Source organism: Streptomyces sp. CC208A (genome assembly GCF_030010625.1).
Taxonomy (GTDB): domain Bacteria; phylum Actinomycetota; class Actinomycetes; order Streptomycetales; family Streptomycetaceae; genus Streptomyces.
In genome coordinates this window covers 1-15,188 of the sequence record NZ_JASCXN010000049.1, presented here as the reverse complement: position 1 = coordinate 15,188, position 15,188 = coordinate 1, and the positions used below count along the sequence as shown (strand labels likewise).

The window sequence follows — 15,188 nt, the reverse complement described above, 5'->3', positions numbered from 1 at the left end:
TCCTACAGCACGTCGAGCCGGTTTCAGAATGCCTCGCAGGCCGGGCTGTCGCACTCCGAGCGGGCCGATCGGGCACTCTCCCGCTCAGGCGACGGCGGCGGAGCCGCACCAGCGGCACCTCCCGACCATGGTCGCCGGCTCTGGCGCTGAGCAACCACGATGGTCCCGACCAAGACCGAGAAGGCGCGGGGCTGTCCGCGATGACGGTGTGGTCATGGCTACGAGGAGCGATACCAGCCGTGGGTTGTGCCGGACTCGCGCTGACAGAATCACACGGGCGTGGACGGCCGCGGCTACTGCAACTCCTTTGCAATAAGGACGTGTTGTCTCGTTCGGGCTAACAGCGCGCGACGTGTCGTCGACGACTCGGATGGCGCGCAGGCGGGCGTACTCACGCCTGTGACCTGCGGATTTCTCACGCAGCCGATCCCGGGCGCACCGGCGCGGGGCGACAGCCAGACACGCGACGTCGTCCGGCCGTGGTTTTCTTCGCCCTGCGCAGCCCTGCGCGATGGTGTGCCTGGGCCTGGTCAGTCCCCGTTGCCTTTCCTGACCTTGCTCGGGCAGTGCGAACCCCTCGTTCGCCGCGGTGCCGACCGCCACCTGTACAAACCCGTGGCGAACCGTTGCCTCCCTGATGGGGTCTGGCGCGGTACGCACCTTGCTGGAAAGGAAACACCCCTCCGTGAAGGCAACCTCCCCGGCGTCCGGCCGACGCCGGATGCTGGACCACTCCCTGCTCGTCCTCGGCTCCGGCGCCCTGGCGACCGCCATGGCCGTCCTCACCCTCGGCCCTGGCGTCAGCTCCGCCTCCAGCCACCGCGAAGCCCCGCTGATCGCCGGTGATCCTCGCGCCGACAACACCGACGTGTACGCGTTCACCAGCCCCGACAAGTCCGACACCGTCACCCTGCTGGCGAACTGGATCCCGTTCGAGGAGCCCAACGGCGGACCGAACTTCTACGCCTTCGGCGAGGACCTCCGCTACAATATCAAGATCGACAACACGGGTGATGGCAACGCCGACATCACGTACACCTGGCGGTTCAAGAACCGGACTCGCGACGATGCGAACCAGTTCCTCTACAACACCGGCCAGGTCACCACCCTGAACGACCCGGACCTGAACTTCCGGCAGGTCTACGACCTCATCGAGACCCGCGGCAACACGAGCAGGACCCTGCTGGCCAACGTGCCCGCCGCGCCCTCCCGCGTCGGTCCGGCCTCCATGCCGAACTACGCCTCCCTGCGCGCCCAGGCCGTGCGCTCCCTGCCGGGCGGCGGAAAGACGTTCGCCGGACAGGCAGAGGACCCCTTCTTCGCCGACCTTCGGGTCTTCGACCTGCTGTACGGCGGCGACCTGTCCGAGCGCGGGCAGGACACGCTGGCCGGCTACAACGTCAACTCCGTCGCCCTGCAGATCCCCAAGAAGTACCTGGCGCTCAACTACACCCCGTCACGCAACCCGGTCGTGGGGATCTGGTCGACCACCGACCGCAAGGGCGTGCAGGTCTCCGACTCGCGCACCGGTCACGGCGACAAGTGGAAGCAGGTCTCCCGCCTGGGCAACCCGCTGGTGAACGAGGTCGTCGTCCCGCTGAAGTTCAAGGACGCCTTCAACACGCTCAACCCCGACCAGGACCGTACCGTCCAGCCGGTCGTCGACAAGGTCCTCGACCCGATCCTGCCCAAGCTGATCCAGCAGGTCTACGGCGTCCCCGCGCCGGCCGCCCCGCGCAACGACCTGTTCGAGATCTACCTCACCGGAATCTGCAAGGCGTGCGGGCCCATCCAGGCCGACCTCAACGCCCACCGCCTCAACCGCGACGCAAACCTCCGCAAGGTCGTTCCCGCGGAGGAGCTGCGCCTCAACATGGCCGTGCCCCCGGCCGCGAACCCGAACCGGTACGGAGTCCTCGCCGGAGACCTGGCCGGATTCCCCAACGGACGCCGCCTGACCGACGACGTCATCGACATCTCGCTGCAGGCCGTCGAGGGCGCCGCCCAGACCGGACAGCTCGTCCCCGCGCTCGCCGACGGCGACAAGGTCAACGCCAACGAGGTTCCCTTCGGCACCTCGTTCCCCTACCTGGCCCTGCCGCACACCAAGTCCGTCAACAGCGGACCGTCCGGCATGGCCACGTCGAAGGAGAAGTCCGCGGCCTCCCTCGGCGGGGTGGGAGCCGCTCTGCTGGCGGCAGCCGGCTGGCGGATGCGACGCCGCAACCGCGGCTGATGTGACGCCACCGCATCATCAAGGCTCCCGGGGCCAGACCGCGCCCGTTCAGGCCCCGGGAGCGCGTCACTCACGCAGGAAAGACAACCTCCAATGCAACCTGACCCGCCCACGCCAGCGCGCGGCCGGCGCCGAGTGAAAACCGTTGCCCTCACCTTCGCGCTGGGCGCAGCCATCTTCGCCGCCGGAGCCGTACTCATCCCGGCTGTCCCCCCTGGTCCACCGCCGCTGCGCGCCTCCGCACCCCCTGGCGCAGCCGCCCAGCCCGCGGTCGCGGTAGCGGCTTTCACCGCGCGCCTGGAACGTCTGCCGGGCGACTGGGACACGTGGTCGGCCCTCGGCATGGCTCGCATCGAACAGGCACGCACCACGGCCGACCCCGCCCTCTACACCACAGCCGACAAGGCCCTGCGCCGCTCCCTCGCCCTGCAGCCCACCGGCAACAGCACCGCCGAAACCGGCATGGCCGCGCTCGCCGCCGCCCGCCACGACTTCACCGCCGCCCGCACCTGGGCCGAGAAGGCCATCACCAGCGACCCCTACAACCCCGCCGCGTACGGGGTACTCGCCGACGCCCACACCCAACTCGGCCAGTACCGCGACGCCGAACGGGCCGTGCAGAAGATGAACGACCTGCGCCCCGATGCCTCATCCCTGGCTCGCGCCTCCTATGTCTTCGAGCTGCGCGGCAGCACCGTGCGAGCCGCCGAACTGATGCGGCGCTCCCTGACCGCTGCCACCACCGACAGCGAGCGGGCTTTCGCCCACGCCTGCCTGTCCAGCCTGGCCCTTGAGGACGGCGACGCCCCCCTCGCACTGAAGGAGGCCGACCAGGGGCTGCGCAAGACACCGGCCGACCCCGCACTCCTCGACGCCCGAGCACGTGCCCATGCCGCTCTCGGCCAGACGGCTCAGGCACGCGCCGACTGGCAGCGCGCCACGGACATCGCACCCCTGCCGCACCTCCTGCTCGCCCTCGGCGAGACGCACCAGGCTCTCGGACACGGTGAACAGGCCGAAGCCCAGTTCACGCTGCTCCGGGCCCAGGACACCCTCCGAACATCCGCCGGTGACCCGCCCGACACCGACGCCATCCTCTTCGAAGCCGACCACGGCAGCCCCGCTCGCGCCATCACCATGGCCGAACAAGCCCTGCGAACTAGGCCGTTCGTCGCCGTCCACGACGCCTACGCCTGGGCCCTGCACAAAGCGGGCCGACACCGCGAAGCCCTCGACCACGCCGACCAAGCCCTCGCGCTCGGCACCCGGCACGCACTGTGGCGCTACCACCGCGCCGCCATCCACCACGCCCTGGGCAACCAAGCGGCCGCCACCGCCGACCTGCAGGCAGCACTCGGCCCGGCCCCCGCACTCAACCCGCTGCACGCCGCCCACGCGCGTGCCCTCCTCAAGCGAATCGGCACCCCATGACCCCCGCACACGGCGCCCTCACCGCAGCCACCGGCCTGCTCACCGCCCTCTGCGGCCTGACCACCCCCGCCGCAGCAGCCGCACCCGCCCACCCGCTGGGCAACTTCACCGTCAACTACCACACCGGCCTGACCCTCCAACCGGACCGCATCGACGCCACCGTCATCGTCGACCGCGCTGAGATCGCCGCCCTCCAAGAACGCCCCCTCATCGACACCGACAACAACGAGATCCTCACCGGTGCCGAAACCACCCGATACGCACGCGGCACCTGCACAGCCCTGGCCGAGCAACTGGACCTGCATACCCCCGCAGGCCCAGCACGATGGAACCCCAAGACGGCACAGCTCACCTGGGAACCCGGCGAAGCCGGACTCAAAACCAGCCGCCTCACCTGCGCCTACACCGCGTCCGCCCCCCTCGAGCGCGGCGGTGACATCAGTGTCGACACCCGCTACGACACCAACCGCATCGGATGGCGGGAGATCACCGCCAAGGGCATCGGACTGCGCATCACCGGAACCGAACTCCCCACCACCTCACCCACCCAGGAACTCCGCCGCTACCCGCCCGACCCGCTGGCCAGCCCACTGGACCAGCGCACCGCCGAACTGCACACCACCCCCTCCAACGGCGCCACCGACACCACCACGCCCGCCGCCGGTCCGGCGGGGACACCTGGCGGCCGGATCGCGGGCTGGTTCGACGCGCTCGTCTCCCGGCACGAACTCACCCTTCCCGTCGGCCTTCTCGCCCTCCTCCTCGCCATCACCCTGGGGGCCTCCCACGCTCTCCTGCCCGGCCACGGCAAGACGATCATGGCCGCCTACCTCGCCGGACGCCGCGGAACCCGCCGCGACGCCGTCACCGTCGGCGCGACCGTCACCCTCACCCACACCGCAGGCGTACTCGTCCTCGGCCTCGCCCTCCCCACCGCCACCCACCTCGCCGGCGAAACCGTCCTGGCCTGGCTCGGCACCGCCAGCGGACTCATCATCACCGCCATCGGCCTGTGGCTTCTCACCCGCGCCCTCCGCAACAAGCCCGCTCACGGCCACCACCATCGCCACCACAGGCACCATCACGACCACGACCACCATCACGGGCGTGACCACCACCACGACCACGACCACGATCACGGGCGCCACCACGAGCACGGGGTGGGGCACCATCCGGCTCCGCCGACGGCAGACCGTACTGGTGCGGCGGTATCTGCTACCGCCTCTCCTCGCCTCCTCACCGCTCCGGCCCCGGTACCCGCCTCGCGCAGAACCCAGGAGCAGACGCCCTCCGAGCACACCCACGCCCCCCGCCCGGCCGGAAAAGCCGGCTTGATCGGCATGGGCATCGCCGGCGGACTCGTTCCCAGCCCCTCCGCGCTCGTCGTCCTCCTCGGCGCCGTTGCCCTCGGCCGCACCGCCTTCGGCGTGCTCCTCGTCCTCGCCTACGGCCTGGGCATGGCTGCCACCCTGACCCTCGCCGGACTGTTGCTCCTCCACGTCAAACACCGCATCAAGCAGGCCGGTGATCAGCCCCGGCTGCGCCGGCTCGTCGGTGCCGCCGCGTGCATCGGACCGGTGGGCACTTCCGCCCTGGTCGTCGTGGTCGGGCTCGGACTGACCGTACGCGCCCTCACCCCCTGAATGCTTGGGAGACCTGCCAGCTGGCCCTGTCTCGGCAGCCCGCTCCGGTCGCGCAAAGGGTTGCATCAGGGCGGTCGAGTGTTGGCCGGCGGCTGCGTGCCGGGGGACCGAAGTCGTGCCCCAGGCCTGGAGGCGGAACGTCGGCCAACGCGCTTCTTCATGGGGCGCGTTCTCCGGCAGGCCGGCCCCGCATGCCGGCATCCCTTACTCGCGAACGCCGACAGGGTTCCTGCACAGCCGGGTCACCCGTCGGCCCGACCCCATGGGCATGCGGGAGGCAGTGGGCTTTCAGGTCCGCTCCGTGTTGCAGCGTTTATAGGTCGGCGAGGGCCTCGACCATGCCGTCCGGCAGCCCGGTGGCGGGGGGATCCGGTGGACCGCGTGACGTAGCGGTGGCGGTCGCCGGGCGGGAGCGCCATCCGCCCCTCGACGAACCGCCATTGTCGTACGTCGACCGGAACAGGGTGGAGCAGGGCGGGCATCGCGCTGTGAGGGCACAGCCTGGTCACTGCGGCAAGCGGCCTTGGTGATGGGTGCGGCCAGGTTTCCTGCCGCGGACCCGGTCAGCTGGTGCACGAGGGTCGGCAGTACTCACCGGCCTGCGGTGGCGACTTGAGGGCTGTGGCCGCGAGAAGAGGGAGCGGCCACAGCCGCGCGTCGGGCATGCCGCTGCTCCGCGCGTAACAGCGATAATCGCCCCTTTGGGGCACATGCCCGCGCAGGCGGGGCCGTGGCAGCGGAGCCGTTCCCACGCAGGGGCTGCCCGTCACCGTGGGAACGGCTCCGCCGGCCGCGTCTCACCGGGTTCGGTGCGGCCGGGGGCGTTGGACCCGCAGACGGATACGCGTGTGGAGTCGACGAGGTGTGAGCAGGGGGGTGATCTGCGGCAGGACACCGTCGGCCACTGCGGTCAAGACCTCGCCGGGGTGTGCTGTGCCGTTGACGGTCAGGGTGATGGCCAGGCGCATCGTGCCCCGGCGGCCGGTGAGGCGGCAGCGGGCCCGCACGACCCCCGGGACGGCGGCGCAGCCGGTTTGGACGGCGTGGCGGACGGCGCGGCTGTCGAGTCGGCAGCCAGGGGCGGGAAGGTTCAGGCGGCGCCGGCCCGGGCGCCGGATCTGTGCGGTGAGCAGGACCAGTGAGGCGGCGAGGGCGGCACTGCTCGCGGCGAGGAGCAGGCGGTGATCCGTGGGCTCCAGGTGGCGCAGGGCAGCTGTGAGGATCCTCTCCTCGCCCCACCGGGTGGCGGCGGCTCCCGAGGCCAGGAGAGCGAGACCGGTCAGGGCGAGCGCCGTCCGGTTGGCCACGGTGCGGCTACGCATTCCCGTCCTCCTGTGCAGGCCGCCGGTCGGGGGCGGTGTGCGGGTCCTGGGCGGGGCGCAGGAGGAGCCGTACTTGCGGGGGGTGTCGCAGGACCATGCTCCTCAGGGTGCGCTCGATGGTCGTGTTGGTCGTCCCGCGGACGTCGTGCGGTGTGCCGTAGGCCGCTTCGGCGCGGACGGTGACCTTGCGCGGGGTGAAGTGGACGGAGTGGACCCGCAGCCCGGGCACCTCGGTGACGGCCGCCCGGATCAGGCGCGCGGCGTGCGTGCGGCTGATGACCGCCCGGGCCGACCGGGGGCAGCCCAGGGGCAGCAGGCGTCTGTGTCCGGGAGTGGCGGCCAGGAGAACCAGCCATGCCCCGGCAGCGGCGGCCGCCAGGGCTGCCGGCCGCGCGAGAGACCGGCAGCCGGACAGGGCAGCCCACTGCCGCACCTGCTCCCACGGCGGCGCGGCAATGCCGGGCAGGTGCTGGTGCAGGACGGACCACAGCGTCAGTGCGGCCAGGACGCCCACGCCCAAGGCCGTACCCGTGGCGGCGGCACGACGCGGGGACCACAACCTGCCGACCGTGGCCGGCTGCTGCTGCTCGGCCTCTGGCAGAGGGCGGGCGGCGAGCGGGTGGAGCCTGCGGACCCGCAGACGTGCGGGCGTGACGGCCAGCCCGGTCAGGTGCCGGGTGCGGTCGGTCAGGTGATCGCGGAGGTGGACCATCCGGCCCGTGTCGGCCGGTGCGGACGGGGGGAGGTCCACCTCCACAGTCACCTCGACGTGGCGCCCGCGGGTGGTGGCCGCCGACCTGAGGACGTGCCCGCCGGTCTTGGCGGTGGCTTCGGCGGCCGCCTGCCGGGCGATCTTGGCCGTCACCCGGTCGGCGACGGTGGTGACGCCCCGCTCGGCGGTGTTCACCGGTGCCTGCGCTCGGCGATCAGGAGGTCGCGCAGGTCGCCGCCCCGCTCGGCGTGGCGGCCGGCCGCGTAGCCGAGCCCGCCGAGGGCGGCGACCAGGAGGAAGGCCCCGAAGCCCCCGAACCAGCCGGCGAATCCCAGTGCCATCCCGACCATCAGCCCGAGGACGTCCCTGCTCATGGCTGCTGCCTTCCTTCCCTCGTCGACGTTGTCCGTGCGGTGACGCGGCGCGAGCCGCTCACGCCACCCGCGTCTCGATGGTGTTGTCGTCCTCGTCGTCTCCGGGCAGGTGGACGTCGGTGACGGCGATGTTCACCTCCACGACCTCCAGGCCCGTGATCCGCTCCACCGCGGCGATCACGTTCTCCCTCACGTCGCGGGCCACGTCCGGAACCGGAACGCCGTACTCCACGACCAGTTCCACATCAATGGCGGCCTGGCGCTCGCCCACCTCGACCTTCACGCCGCGGCCCACGTTCGGGCGCCCGCCGGGCACCCGGTCGCGGACCGCGCCCAGCGTCCGGGACAGGCCGCCGCCCATGTCGTGGACACCGGGGACCTCCCGCGTCGCCCGCCCGGCGATCTTGACGACGACGGTGTCCGCGATCGACGTCCTGCCGTGCGTGCCGCCGGGCTCGTCGACCTGCGTGCGGCCGGCGCCGGGTACCGGGCCGGCCGCGTGGTCCATGCGGACCGGGGTCTTCTCCTGCGTTGCCGTCATGACTGCTCCCTCGATGGGGTCGGTGTGTGCTTGCACTGCTTTGACACCGCGAGAGCGCGGTGCGTTACGGACCTCTTGTCGTGAACGGGTGAACGAAAGTTCGGATCCGGGTGGCGTAACGAAAGCCGAGCGGGCGGTGTCAAAGCGGTGGAGGCTGGAAGGAGCCCGCGTTGAAAGCTCGGTGGGGCCCGGACGACGATGAGGAGACGGCCGAGGCCGGCGACCGGCTCTTGGCGGTACGGGCCGCGGAAGGAGACGAGGAGGCGTTCGAGATGCTGGTCCACTGCCACTCGCCGGCCATGATGCAGCTCGCCGAACGCCTGATGGGCAGCCGGGCCGAAGCCGAGGACGCCGTCCAGGACGCCTTCCTCAGCGCGTGGCGGAGCCTTCCCGAGTACCGGGGCGAGGCGGGGTTCCGCACGTGGCTGTACCGCATCGTCACCAACCGGTGCCTGAACCTGCTGCGGGCCCGCAGACCCGCGGCCGACCTCGACGCGGTCGCCGAACCGGCCGCACCGGAACACCAGTCCTCACCCGCCCGCGCCGCCGAGTCGCACGCCGCCGTACGCGACCTCGCCCAGGCCATGGGCAGCCTGTCCGCCGAGCAGAAGGTCTGCTGGGTCCTGCGAGAGATCGAAGGACAGCCGTACGAGACGATCGCCCAGGCGGTGGGCATCCGGCCCGAAGCGGTCCGCGCACGCGTCTTCCGGGCCCGGCGCATGCTGACGGAGGCGATGGTCGCATGGCGATGAACACCCCCCACCCCCACGAGAACCCCGACGAGAACCCGGACGACAAAGATCTCGAACTCCTCGCCTGCGGCAGGGACCTGGCCACCGTATGGGAGCACGCCGACCGGCCGGACACCGACCCGCACACCGCCACCTGCCCCTCCTGCAGACAGGCCGTCGCCGACCTGGAACACCTCCGGGCCGCCGTACTCCCCCCGGCCGCTCCACCCACCGACATCGACACCACCGCCGTGGTGCGACGCGTCATGGACGCGGTCCGCCTGGAGTTGCGCCCGGGCCGCACCCTGCCCCTCGGCGAGACCGGCGAGGACAGCTGGATCTACGAGTCCGTCGCCGCCCGCACCCTGCGCACCGCCGCCGAACAGGTGCCCGGCGTGCTGGCCGGAAGCTGCCGCATCACCCCACCCGGCAGCCGCACCCACCCCACCCGCGGCCCCTCCACCGTCCACCTCCGCATCACCGTCGCCTACGGACAAGACCTCCCAGACACCATCTGCGCGGTGCGCGAAAGCCTGATCCGTGCCGCCCGACAGCACCTCGGCCTGGCCCTCGGCGACCTGGACGTCACCGTCACCGACCTCCACGACCCTCCCACCCAGCCACAGGAGGCCAGGCCGTGAACAGCGACCGCGCCAAGGTCCTCACCCAGCAGGTCACCGACGCCGTCCTGGCCGTCCCCGGCGTCGCGTGCCTGCGTCCCAGCCTGCGCTCCCTGCTGCGGGCGGGCAGCTCACGACAGCCGGCTGCCGCCGACCGGTCCGATCCGGGCACCGCGGTGCACATCGCCTACGACTCCCGGGGCCGGACCACCGCCCTGCGGATCGACATCGTCGTCCGCGCACAGCACCAGGCCGCCAACACCGCCAGTGCCGTACGGGCGGCGGCCGCGGAGGCGGCAGCCACCACACCGGGCGCTGTGCGGGTGACCGTCACCGGCATCGTGTGACCGGTCGACACCCATCCGGCCGGCGTTGTCAGAAGGACGGTGGACAGGTGAGGAGCACCCACAGGGCGAGCGACCACACGCAGGCCGCGGCGCTGAGCAGCCGATGGCGCCGGATGCGCTCCGGCGCCACAGGATCCGCCCCCGCCCCGCCCGGGCCGACGCGCACCACCCAGCCCGCCGCGGACGCGGCCGGGCACGCGGGCCTGGGCGTGCCGCCTTGCCGCAGTGCGGGCGTCACGGGGGGTGACGACACGGGGGCGGGTGTCACAGGGGCGGCCGGGCGGTGTGCCGGACGCCGCACGTCCGCCCCCGGACACCGGTCACCGCGCGCGGCGCGGGACCGGGTCACCTCGCCGTGCTGGGCCAGGCCGGCCAGGAACCGCCGGTAGGCCTCCTTGCGGCCACCCCGGGGTGCCGAACGGCCGTGCTCCCAGGACCGCACCGTCGCCGGTGTCACCCCGAACGCCGCCGCCACCTGCCTGGTCGACAGGCCCCACCGCTCCCGCAGCCAGCGCCGCTCGTCCGGCTCGGGCAGGTCATCCTGCCTGCGCCGCGACGCCCCTGCCGCAGGGAAGGCGAAGGTCTGACGAGGGATCACCTGCTGATGCGCTGTTGTCATACCTATGTGACAATCCGTGCGCACCGGCCGTGATGCGAGGTTACGGATGATCACCCGGACGCAGCAGCGCCACACGCCCACGCATGAGGAGTCGCCGCCCGACGGGGCCCGTCACGTACGGGGAGTGGCAGAAGACTGCCACGGCGAGGAATGACCGCCGGGTGGCCCGTGTCCGCTCGACGCGAGCACGGGCCACCGGCCTGGTACGGGTCAGCGTGCTCTAACGCGCACACGGTGGCGGCGGCCCGGTCGCCCGGCCGGGCCCAACGCCAGGAGCGGCGCCAGAAGGCGCGGTACGAGGAGGAGCGGTACGACCGTCATCGCCCCGAAGATCACCGGCCGGTCACCTTCCACGCGCCCGGCGCCGAGGGGCGGCCCAGGTCGCGCTCCATCGCCAGGAGCCGGCCGACCGGCCGGGAGGTGGCGGTATGGGACACGGTGCGGCCGCTGCGGCACCAGCCGGCCAGCGCATCGAGCAACGCGGAGTCGCAGAACGTGATGGCTCGGGTGTCGAGATCGAGATGCCGGTATCCGTAGGCCGCGGCCGTGGTCAGTACGACCCTCAGCGGTGTCGCGGTGAAGTGGTCGACTTCACCGGCGAGCCGCATCCGCAGGGTGTCACCGCACGAGACGCAGCTGAGGTCCACTGCGGGGGCGTCCGCCTCGTCCGTGTCCGGCAGGGCGACTATCGGGGAACTGATCATGATGCTCACGCACTCACAACACCCCCGGGCCGGGCCGGGGAAACGGTGGCACCAGCTGCTTCACCTGCGCGGTGGCCCGGATCGGGGCGCAGAGGGGGAACTGCGCCCGAGGAGCGTCACAGACCGCAGGCTGAGGTGTCCAACCGTCTGGCTGGAGTGTGAGCCGCTGCGTGGCCGGACGTCAATTACAGCGGAGCGGAGCGCCCGACGGACCGGATGCCATAGAGCTGATCGGAAATGCCACGGACCGGGGACGTGGTGCGGCTATGTCCCTGCAGGCCGCTACGCGATCTCCAGGCACCATGCCAACGAAGTCAAGGGTTTTGTTCGGTCGCGTGACCAGGGGTTTTCTGGCGGAGTAGGCCGTGTGCCGTGCGGGGTGGCGGCGTGAGGGGGCCGGCGGGCCGGGGTGTGTCCCCGGCCCGTGCCGGTGGTGGCCTGTTCGTTGGTCGGCGTGAAGGGATGGCTGGGAAATGACCCGGACTCTGATTACCGGTGGTCTGGTGATCACGGCCGCGGACGAGGTGCACGCGGATGTGCTGATCGAGCATGGACGGGTGGTGGCGTTGGCGGCGCCTGGGACGCAGGAGTGGACGGCGGACCGGGTGATCGACGCGTCGCAGAAGTACGTGATCCCGGGCGGCGTCGACGCGCACACACACATGGAGCTGCCCTTCGGTGGCACGTTCGCGTCGGACACATTCGAGACGGGGACGCGGGCTGCGGCGTGGGGCGGGACCACGACGATCGTCGATTTCGCGGTGCAGGCGAAGGGCGAGCCGCTTCGGGCCGGCCTGGACGCCTGGATGGAGAAGGCGGACGGGAACTGCGCGATCGACTACGCGTTCCACATGATCATGTCGGACGTGAACGAGGCGACGCTGCGTGAGATGCCGAAGCTGGTCGAACTCGGCGTTTCCTCGTTCAAATTGTTTATGGCGTATCCGGGGGTCTTTTACTCGGACGACGGGCAGATCCTGCGGGCGATGCAGGTGGCCGGTGACACGGGCGGGCTGATCATGATGCACGCCGAGAATGGCATCGCAATCGACGTCCTGGTCGAACAGGCCCTGGCGCGGGGCGAGACCGATCCCCGCTACCACGGCGAGGTCCGCAAGGCGCTGCTTGAGGCTGAGGCCGCTCACCGGGCGATCCAGCTGGCCCGGGTCGCGGGCAGCCCGCTGTACGTGGTGCACGTGTCGGCGCAGGAGGCCGTGGCGGAGCTCGCCGCCGCCCGGGACATGGGGCTGCCGGTCTTCGGCGAGACGTGCCCGCAGTACCTGTTCCTGTCCACGGACAACCTGGCGGAGCCGGACTTCGAGGGCGCCAAGTACGTGTGCTCGACGCCGCTGCGGCCGAAGGAGCACCAGGCGGCGCTGTGGCGGGGCCTGCGGACCAACGACCTCCAGGTGGTGTCGACGGACCACTGCCCGTTCTGCTTCGTGGGCCAGAAGGAGCTGGGCCGGGGCGACTTCTCGAAGATCCCCAACGGCCTGCCGGGCGTGGAGAACCGCATGGATCTCCTCCACCAGGCCGTCGTGGACGGGCATATCTCGCGCCGCCGCTGGATCGAGATCGCCTGCGCGACCCCGGCCCGGATGTTCGGCATCTACCCGCAGAAGGGCACGATCGCCCCGGGCGCGGACGCGGACGTCGTCATCTACGACCCGCACGCCACCCAGGTCCTGTCGGCCGAGACCCACCACATGAACGTCGACTACTCGGCGTACGAGGGGAGGACGATCACCGGTCAGGTGGAAACGGTCCTGTCCAGGGGTGAGCTCGTCGTCGACCAGCGGAAATACACGGGTCACGCCGGGCACGGGGCGTTCGTGCCGCGCGGACTCTGTCAGTACCTGGGCTAAGCGGCCTGGGGTCTCAACGCACCGACTCGAACTTGGAGGTCCCGCGTGGACTTCGGACTCGTCCTGCAGACCGACCCGCCCGCCTCGCAGGTCGTCGGCCTGATGCGCCGGGCGGAACGCAACGGCTTCCGCTACGGCTGGACCTTCGACTCCGCCGTGCTGTGGCAGGAACCCTTCGTCATCTACAGCCGGATCCTCGAGCACACCACCAAGCTGCACGTCGGTCCCATGGTCACCAACCCCGGCACCCGCACCTGGGAGGTGACCGCCTCCACCTTCGCCACCCTCAACGACATGTACGGCAACCGGACCGTCTGCGGCATCGGCCGCGGCGACTCCGCCATGCGCGTCGCCGGCCGCAGGCCCAACACCCTCGCCCGCCTCGGGGAGGCGATCGAGGTCATCCGCGACCTGGCGGAGGGCCGCGAGGCAGAGGTCGACGGCAACCCGATCCGGATCCCGTGGGTGAGGAACGGGAAGCTGCCGGTCTGAATGGCGGCGTACGGCCCCAAGGCCCTCGCGCTCGCCGGGCAGAAGGCCGACGGCTTCATCCTCCAGCTCGCCGACCCCTTCCTCACCGAGTGGATGGTCAAGGCGGTGCGGAACGCGGCCCGGGAGGCCGGCCGCGACCCCGACGCGCTCACCATCTGCGTCGCCGCCCCGGCGTACGTCACCGCCGACGACTCGCCCGAGGCCCTGGCCCACGCCCGGGACCAGTGCCGCTGGTTCGGCGGAATGGTCGGCAACCACGTCGCCGACCTCGTCTCCAGGTACGGCGAACACTCCGGCATGGTCCCGGAGGAGCTGACCGCGTACATCAAGGACCGGCACGGCTACGACTACTCCCACCACGGCCGCGCCGACAACCCCGACACCACCTTCGTCCCCGACGAGATCGTCGACCGCTTCTGCCTCCTCGGCCCCGCCGAGGCCCACATCGACAAGCTCCGCCACCTCAAGGACCTCGGCGTCGACCAGTTCGCCGTCTACGCCATGCACGACCACCGCGAGGGCACCATCGACGCCTACGGCACCGACATCATCCTCGCCCTCGGCTGACGAAGCCGTTCGGGATCCAGCTCCCAAGGGCAGGCTCTTTGTGGTGGAGTTCCGCTTCAATGTGTAGCGGGTTCTATATCGCCACGTCGGTGATTTAGCAAACGTGCAGGTGAGAAGGGGTCCGACTCTTTGGGGTCGGGCCTCTTTCGTTTTCCCGTGCTGGGATGGTGCTGGGACAGCTGACCTCTCGTCACCTCTCGTCACCTCTGCTCATCCCTACCGTGCTGGGTTCGTGCTGGGATGCCAGTCACCTGCTTGCGGGGCGTGATCAGCATGTGCGTTCAGCGTCAGGTGCCGGATGTTCCAGGGGCTCGGCCGCTGGTGTGGCGGCGCGCCGACAGCTGCGCCTTGGCGAGATGACCCCGGGGGGCGTGGAGGCCCGAGCGGAAATCTCTCCGAGGACGACCCCGAGAAGTGAGCCCCTCGCACGGAAATATGCGAGGTTCGCATCGCGTTGACGGTGGTCCATCGGAGGGGGTGTTGGAACTGCGGCTGTTCCATGCGACGAGCCGCGGAGCGAGTGAGATCGCTCCGCGGCTCGCTGCTACAGAGGTGTGCGTGCAGCGGCTCGTCGAGGCCGATATGGAGTCGCTGCTGGGTGTGACCTTCCTGGCGTCCGAGTACAGCACGGGGCCGGTCCATGCCGGTCGAATCGACTCGCTCGGGCTGGACAAGAACGGTGCACCCGTCGTGGTCGAATACAAGCGGGGGACGGACCCGGGAGTCATCAACCAGGGACTCTTCTACTTGAATTGGCTCGTGGACCATCGAAGCGAGTTTGAGCACCTAGTCCGCGATCAGCTCGGGGCAACGGCCGCGGCCCAGGTGCACTGGAGCGGACCTCGGCTGATCTGTGTCGCCGGCGACTACACCCGCTACGACCTCCATGCCGTACGCGAGCATCGCCGTAGCATCGACCTTGTCCGCTATCGATTCTTCGGCGCGGATCTGTTCGGACTTGAGACCCTGGCCACAGCCTCAGGA

The 15,188-nt window shown here is 70.9% G+C and carries 13 protein-coding genes and 2 pseudogenes; 9 read left to right on the top strand and 6 right to left on the bottom strand.

Translation table 11 applies throughout. From position 1 onward, the window contains the following. Positions 1–721 precede the first annotated feature (721 nt). The 3 genes from QK442_RS33455 (at position 722) to QK442_RS33445 (ending at position 5,310) form a co-directional block, all read left to right on the top strand. Positions 722–2,236, top strand: a complete 1,515-nt coding sequence (locus tag QK442_RS33455) for a DUF4331 domain-containing protein (protein WP_282697899.1) — start codon at positions 722–724, stop codon at positions 2,234–2,236. A gap of 342 nt (positions 2,237–2,578) precedes the next feature. Beyond that, positions 2,579–3,667 carry a tetratricopeptide repeat protein gene (locus QK442_RS33450; protein WP_282697878.1) on the top strand — a complete coding sequence of 363 codons (1,089 nt, stop codon included), beginning with the start codon at positions 2,579–2,581 and terminating at the stop codon, positions 3,665–3,667. Further along, positions 3,664–5,310: a sulfite exporter TauE/SafE family protein gene (locus tag QK442_RS33445; protein WP_282697877.1), complete on the top strand. Its 1,647-nt coding sequence runs from the start codon at positions 3,664–3,666 to the stop codon at positions 5,308–5,310. The genes QK442_RS33450 and QK442_RS33445 overlap by 4 nt, the downstream gene beginning before the upstream one ends. Before the next feature lie 797 nt (positions 5,311–6,107). Here QK442_RS33445 and QK442_RS33440 read toward each other — a convergent pair. Genes QK442_RS33440 through QK442_RS33425 form a run of 4 tightly spaced genes read right to left on the bottom strand, consistent with a single transcriptional unit; the run spans position 6,108 to position 8,259 of the window. Further along, on the bottom strand, positions 6,108–6,632 hold the full coding sequence (locus tag QK442_RS33440; RefSeq protein WP_282697876.1) for a hypothetical protein: 525 nt from the start codon (positions 6,630–6,632) through the stop codon (positions 6,108–6,110). Then, the gene (locus QK442_RS33435) at positions 6,625–7,539 is read right to left on the bottom strand and encodes a DUF6286 domain-containing protein (protein WP_282697875.1); all 915 of its coding nucleotides are present in this window, start codon (positions 7,537–7,539) and stop codon (positions 6,625–6,627) included. Before QK442_RS33435 ends, QK442_RS33440 begins: the two co-directional genes overlap by 8 nt. Next, entirely contained in the window at positions 7,536–7,718 is a 183-nt protein-coding gene (locus tag QK442_RS33430; RefSeq protein ID WP_189848486.1) for a hypothetical protein, read from the bottom strand. Before QK442_RS33430 ends, QK442_RS33435 begins: the two co-directional genes overlap by 4 nt. A 58-nt stretch (positions 7,719–7,776) precedes the next feature. Next, the gene (locus tag QK442_RS33425) at positions 7,777–8,259 is read right to left on the bottom strand and encodes an Asp23/Gls24 family envelope stress response protein (RefSeq protein ID WP_189848485.1); all 483 of its coding nucleotides are present in this window, start codon (positions 8,257–8,259) and stop codon (positions 7,777–7,779) included. 170 nt (positions 8,260–8,429) lie between these two features. Between QK442_RS33425 and QK442_RS33420 the strand changes: the two genes are divergently transcribed. Genes QK442_RS33420 through QK442_RS33410 form a run of 3 tightly spaced genes read left to right on the top strand, consistent with a single transcriptional unit; the run spans position 8,430 to position 9,957 of the window. After that, entirely contained in the window at positions 8,430–9,011 is a 582-nt protein-coding gene (locus QK442_RS33420) for a sigma-70 family RNA polymerase sigma factor (protein ID WP_229883365.1), read from the top strand. Continuing rightward, entirely contained in the window at positions 9,002–9,631 is a 630-nt protein-coding gene (locus QK442_RS33415) for an Asp23/Gls24 family envelope stress response protein (protein ID WP_282697874.1), read from the top strand. Before QK442_RS33420 ends, QK442_RS33415 begins: the two co-directional genes overlap by 10 nt. Next, a complete protein-coding gene (locus tag QK442_RS33410; RefSeq protein WP_282697873.1) occupies positions 9,628–9,957 on the top strand; it encodes a hypothetical protein in 330 nt (109 codons plus the stop codon). The genes QK442_RS33415 and QK442_RS33410 overlap by 4 nt, the downstream gene beginning before the upstream one ends. A 28-nt stretch (positions 9,958–9,985) precedes the next feature. On the opposite strand, the gene QK442_RS33405 is transcribed toward QK442_RS33410, so the two are convergent. Further along, positions 9,986–10,576 (bottom strand): helix-turn-helix domain-containing protein, encoded by a 591-nt coding sequence (locus QK442_RS33405; RefSeq protein WP_229883363.1) that lies wholly within the window; start codon positions 10,574–10,576, stop codon positions 9,986–9,988. 332 nt (positions 10,577–10,908) lie between these two features. After that, positions 10,909–11,280 carry an STAS domain-containing protein gene (locus QK442_RS33400; protein ID WP_229883383.1) on the bottom strand — a complete coding sequence of 124 codons (372 nt, stop codon included), beginning with the start codon at positions 11,278–11,280 and terminating at the stop codon, positions 10,909–10,911. A 473-nt stretch (positions 11,281–11,753) separates the two neighbouring features. Between QK442_RS33400 and hydA the strand changes: the two genes are divergently transcribed. From hydA to QK442_RS33385, 3 genes and pseudogenes are all read left to right on the top strand, one after another. Further along, positions 11,754–13,145, top strand: a complete 1,392-nt coding sequence (gene hydA, locus QK442_RS33395) for a dihydropyrimidinase (RefSeq protein WP_282697872.1) — start codon at positions 11,754–11,756, stop codon at positions 13,143–13,145. Positions 13,146–13,190: 45 nt separating this feature from the next. Then, positions 13,191–14,204 (top strand): annotated as a pseudogene (locus tag QK442_RS33390) (TIGR03842 family LLM class F420-dependent oxidoreductase). Positions 14,205–14,681: 477 nt separating this feature from the next. Then, positions 14,682–15,188: pseudogene (locus QK442_RS33385) on the top strand (transporter); the annotation flags it as partial.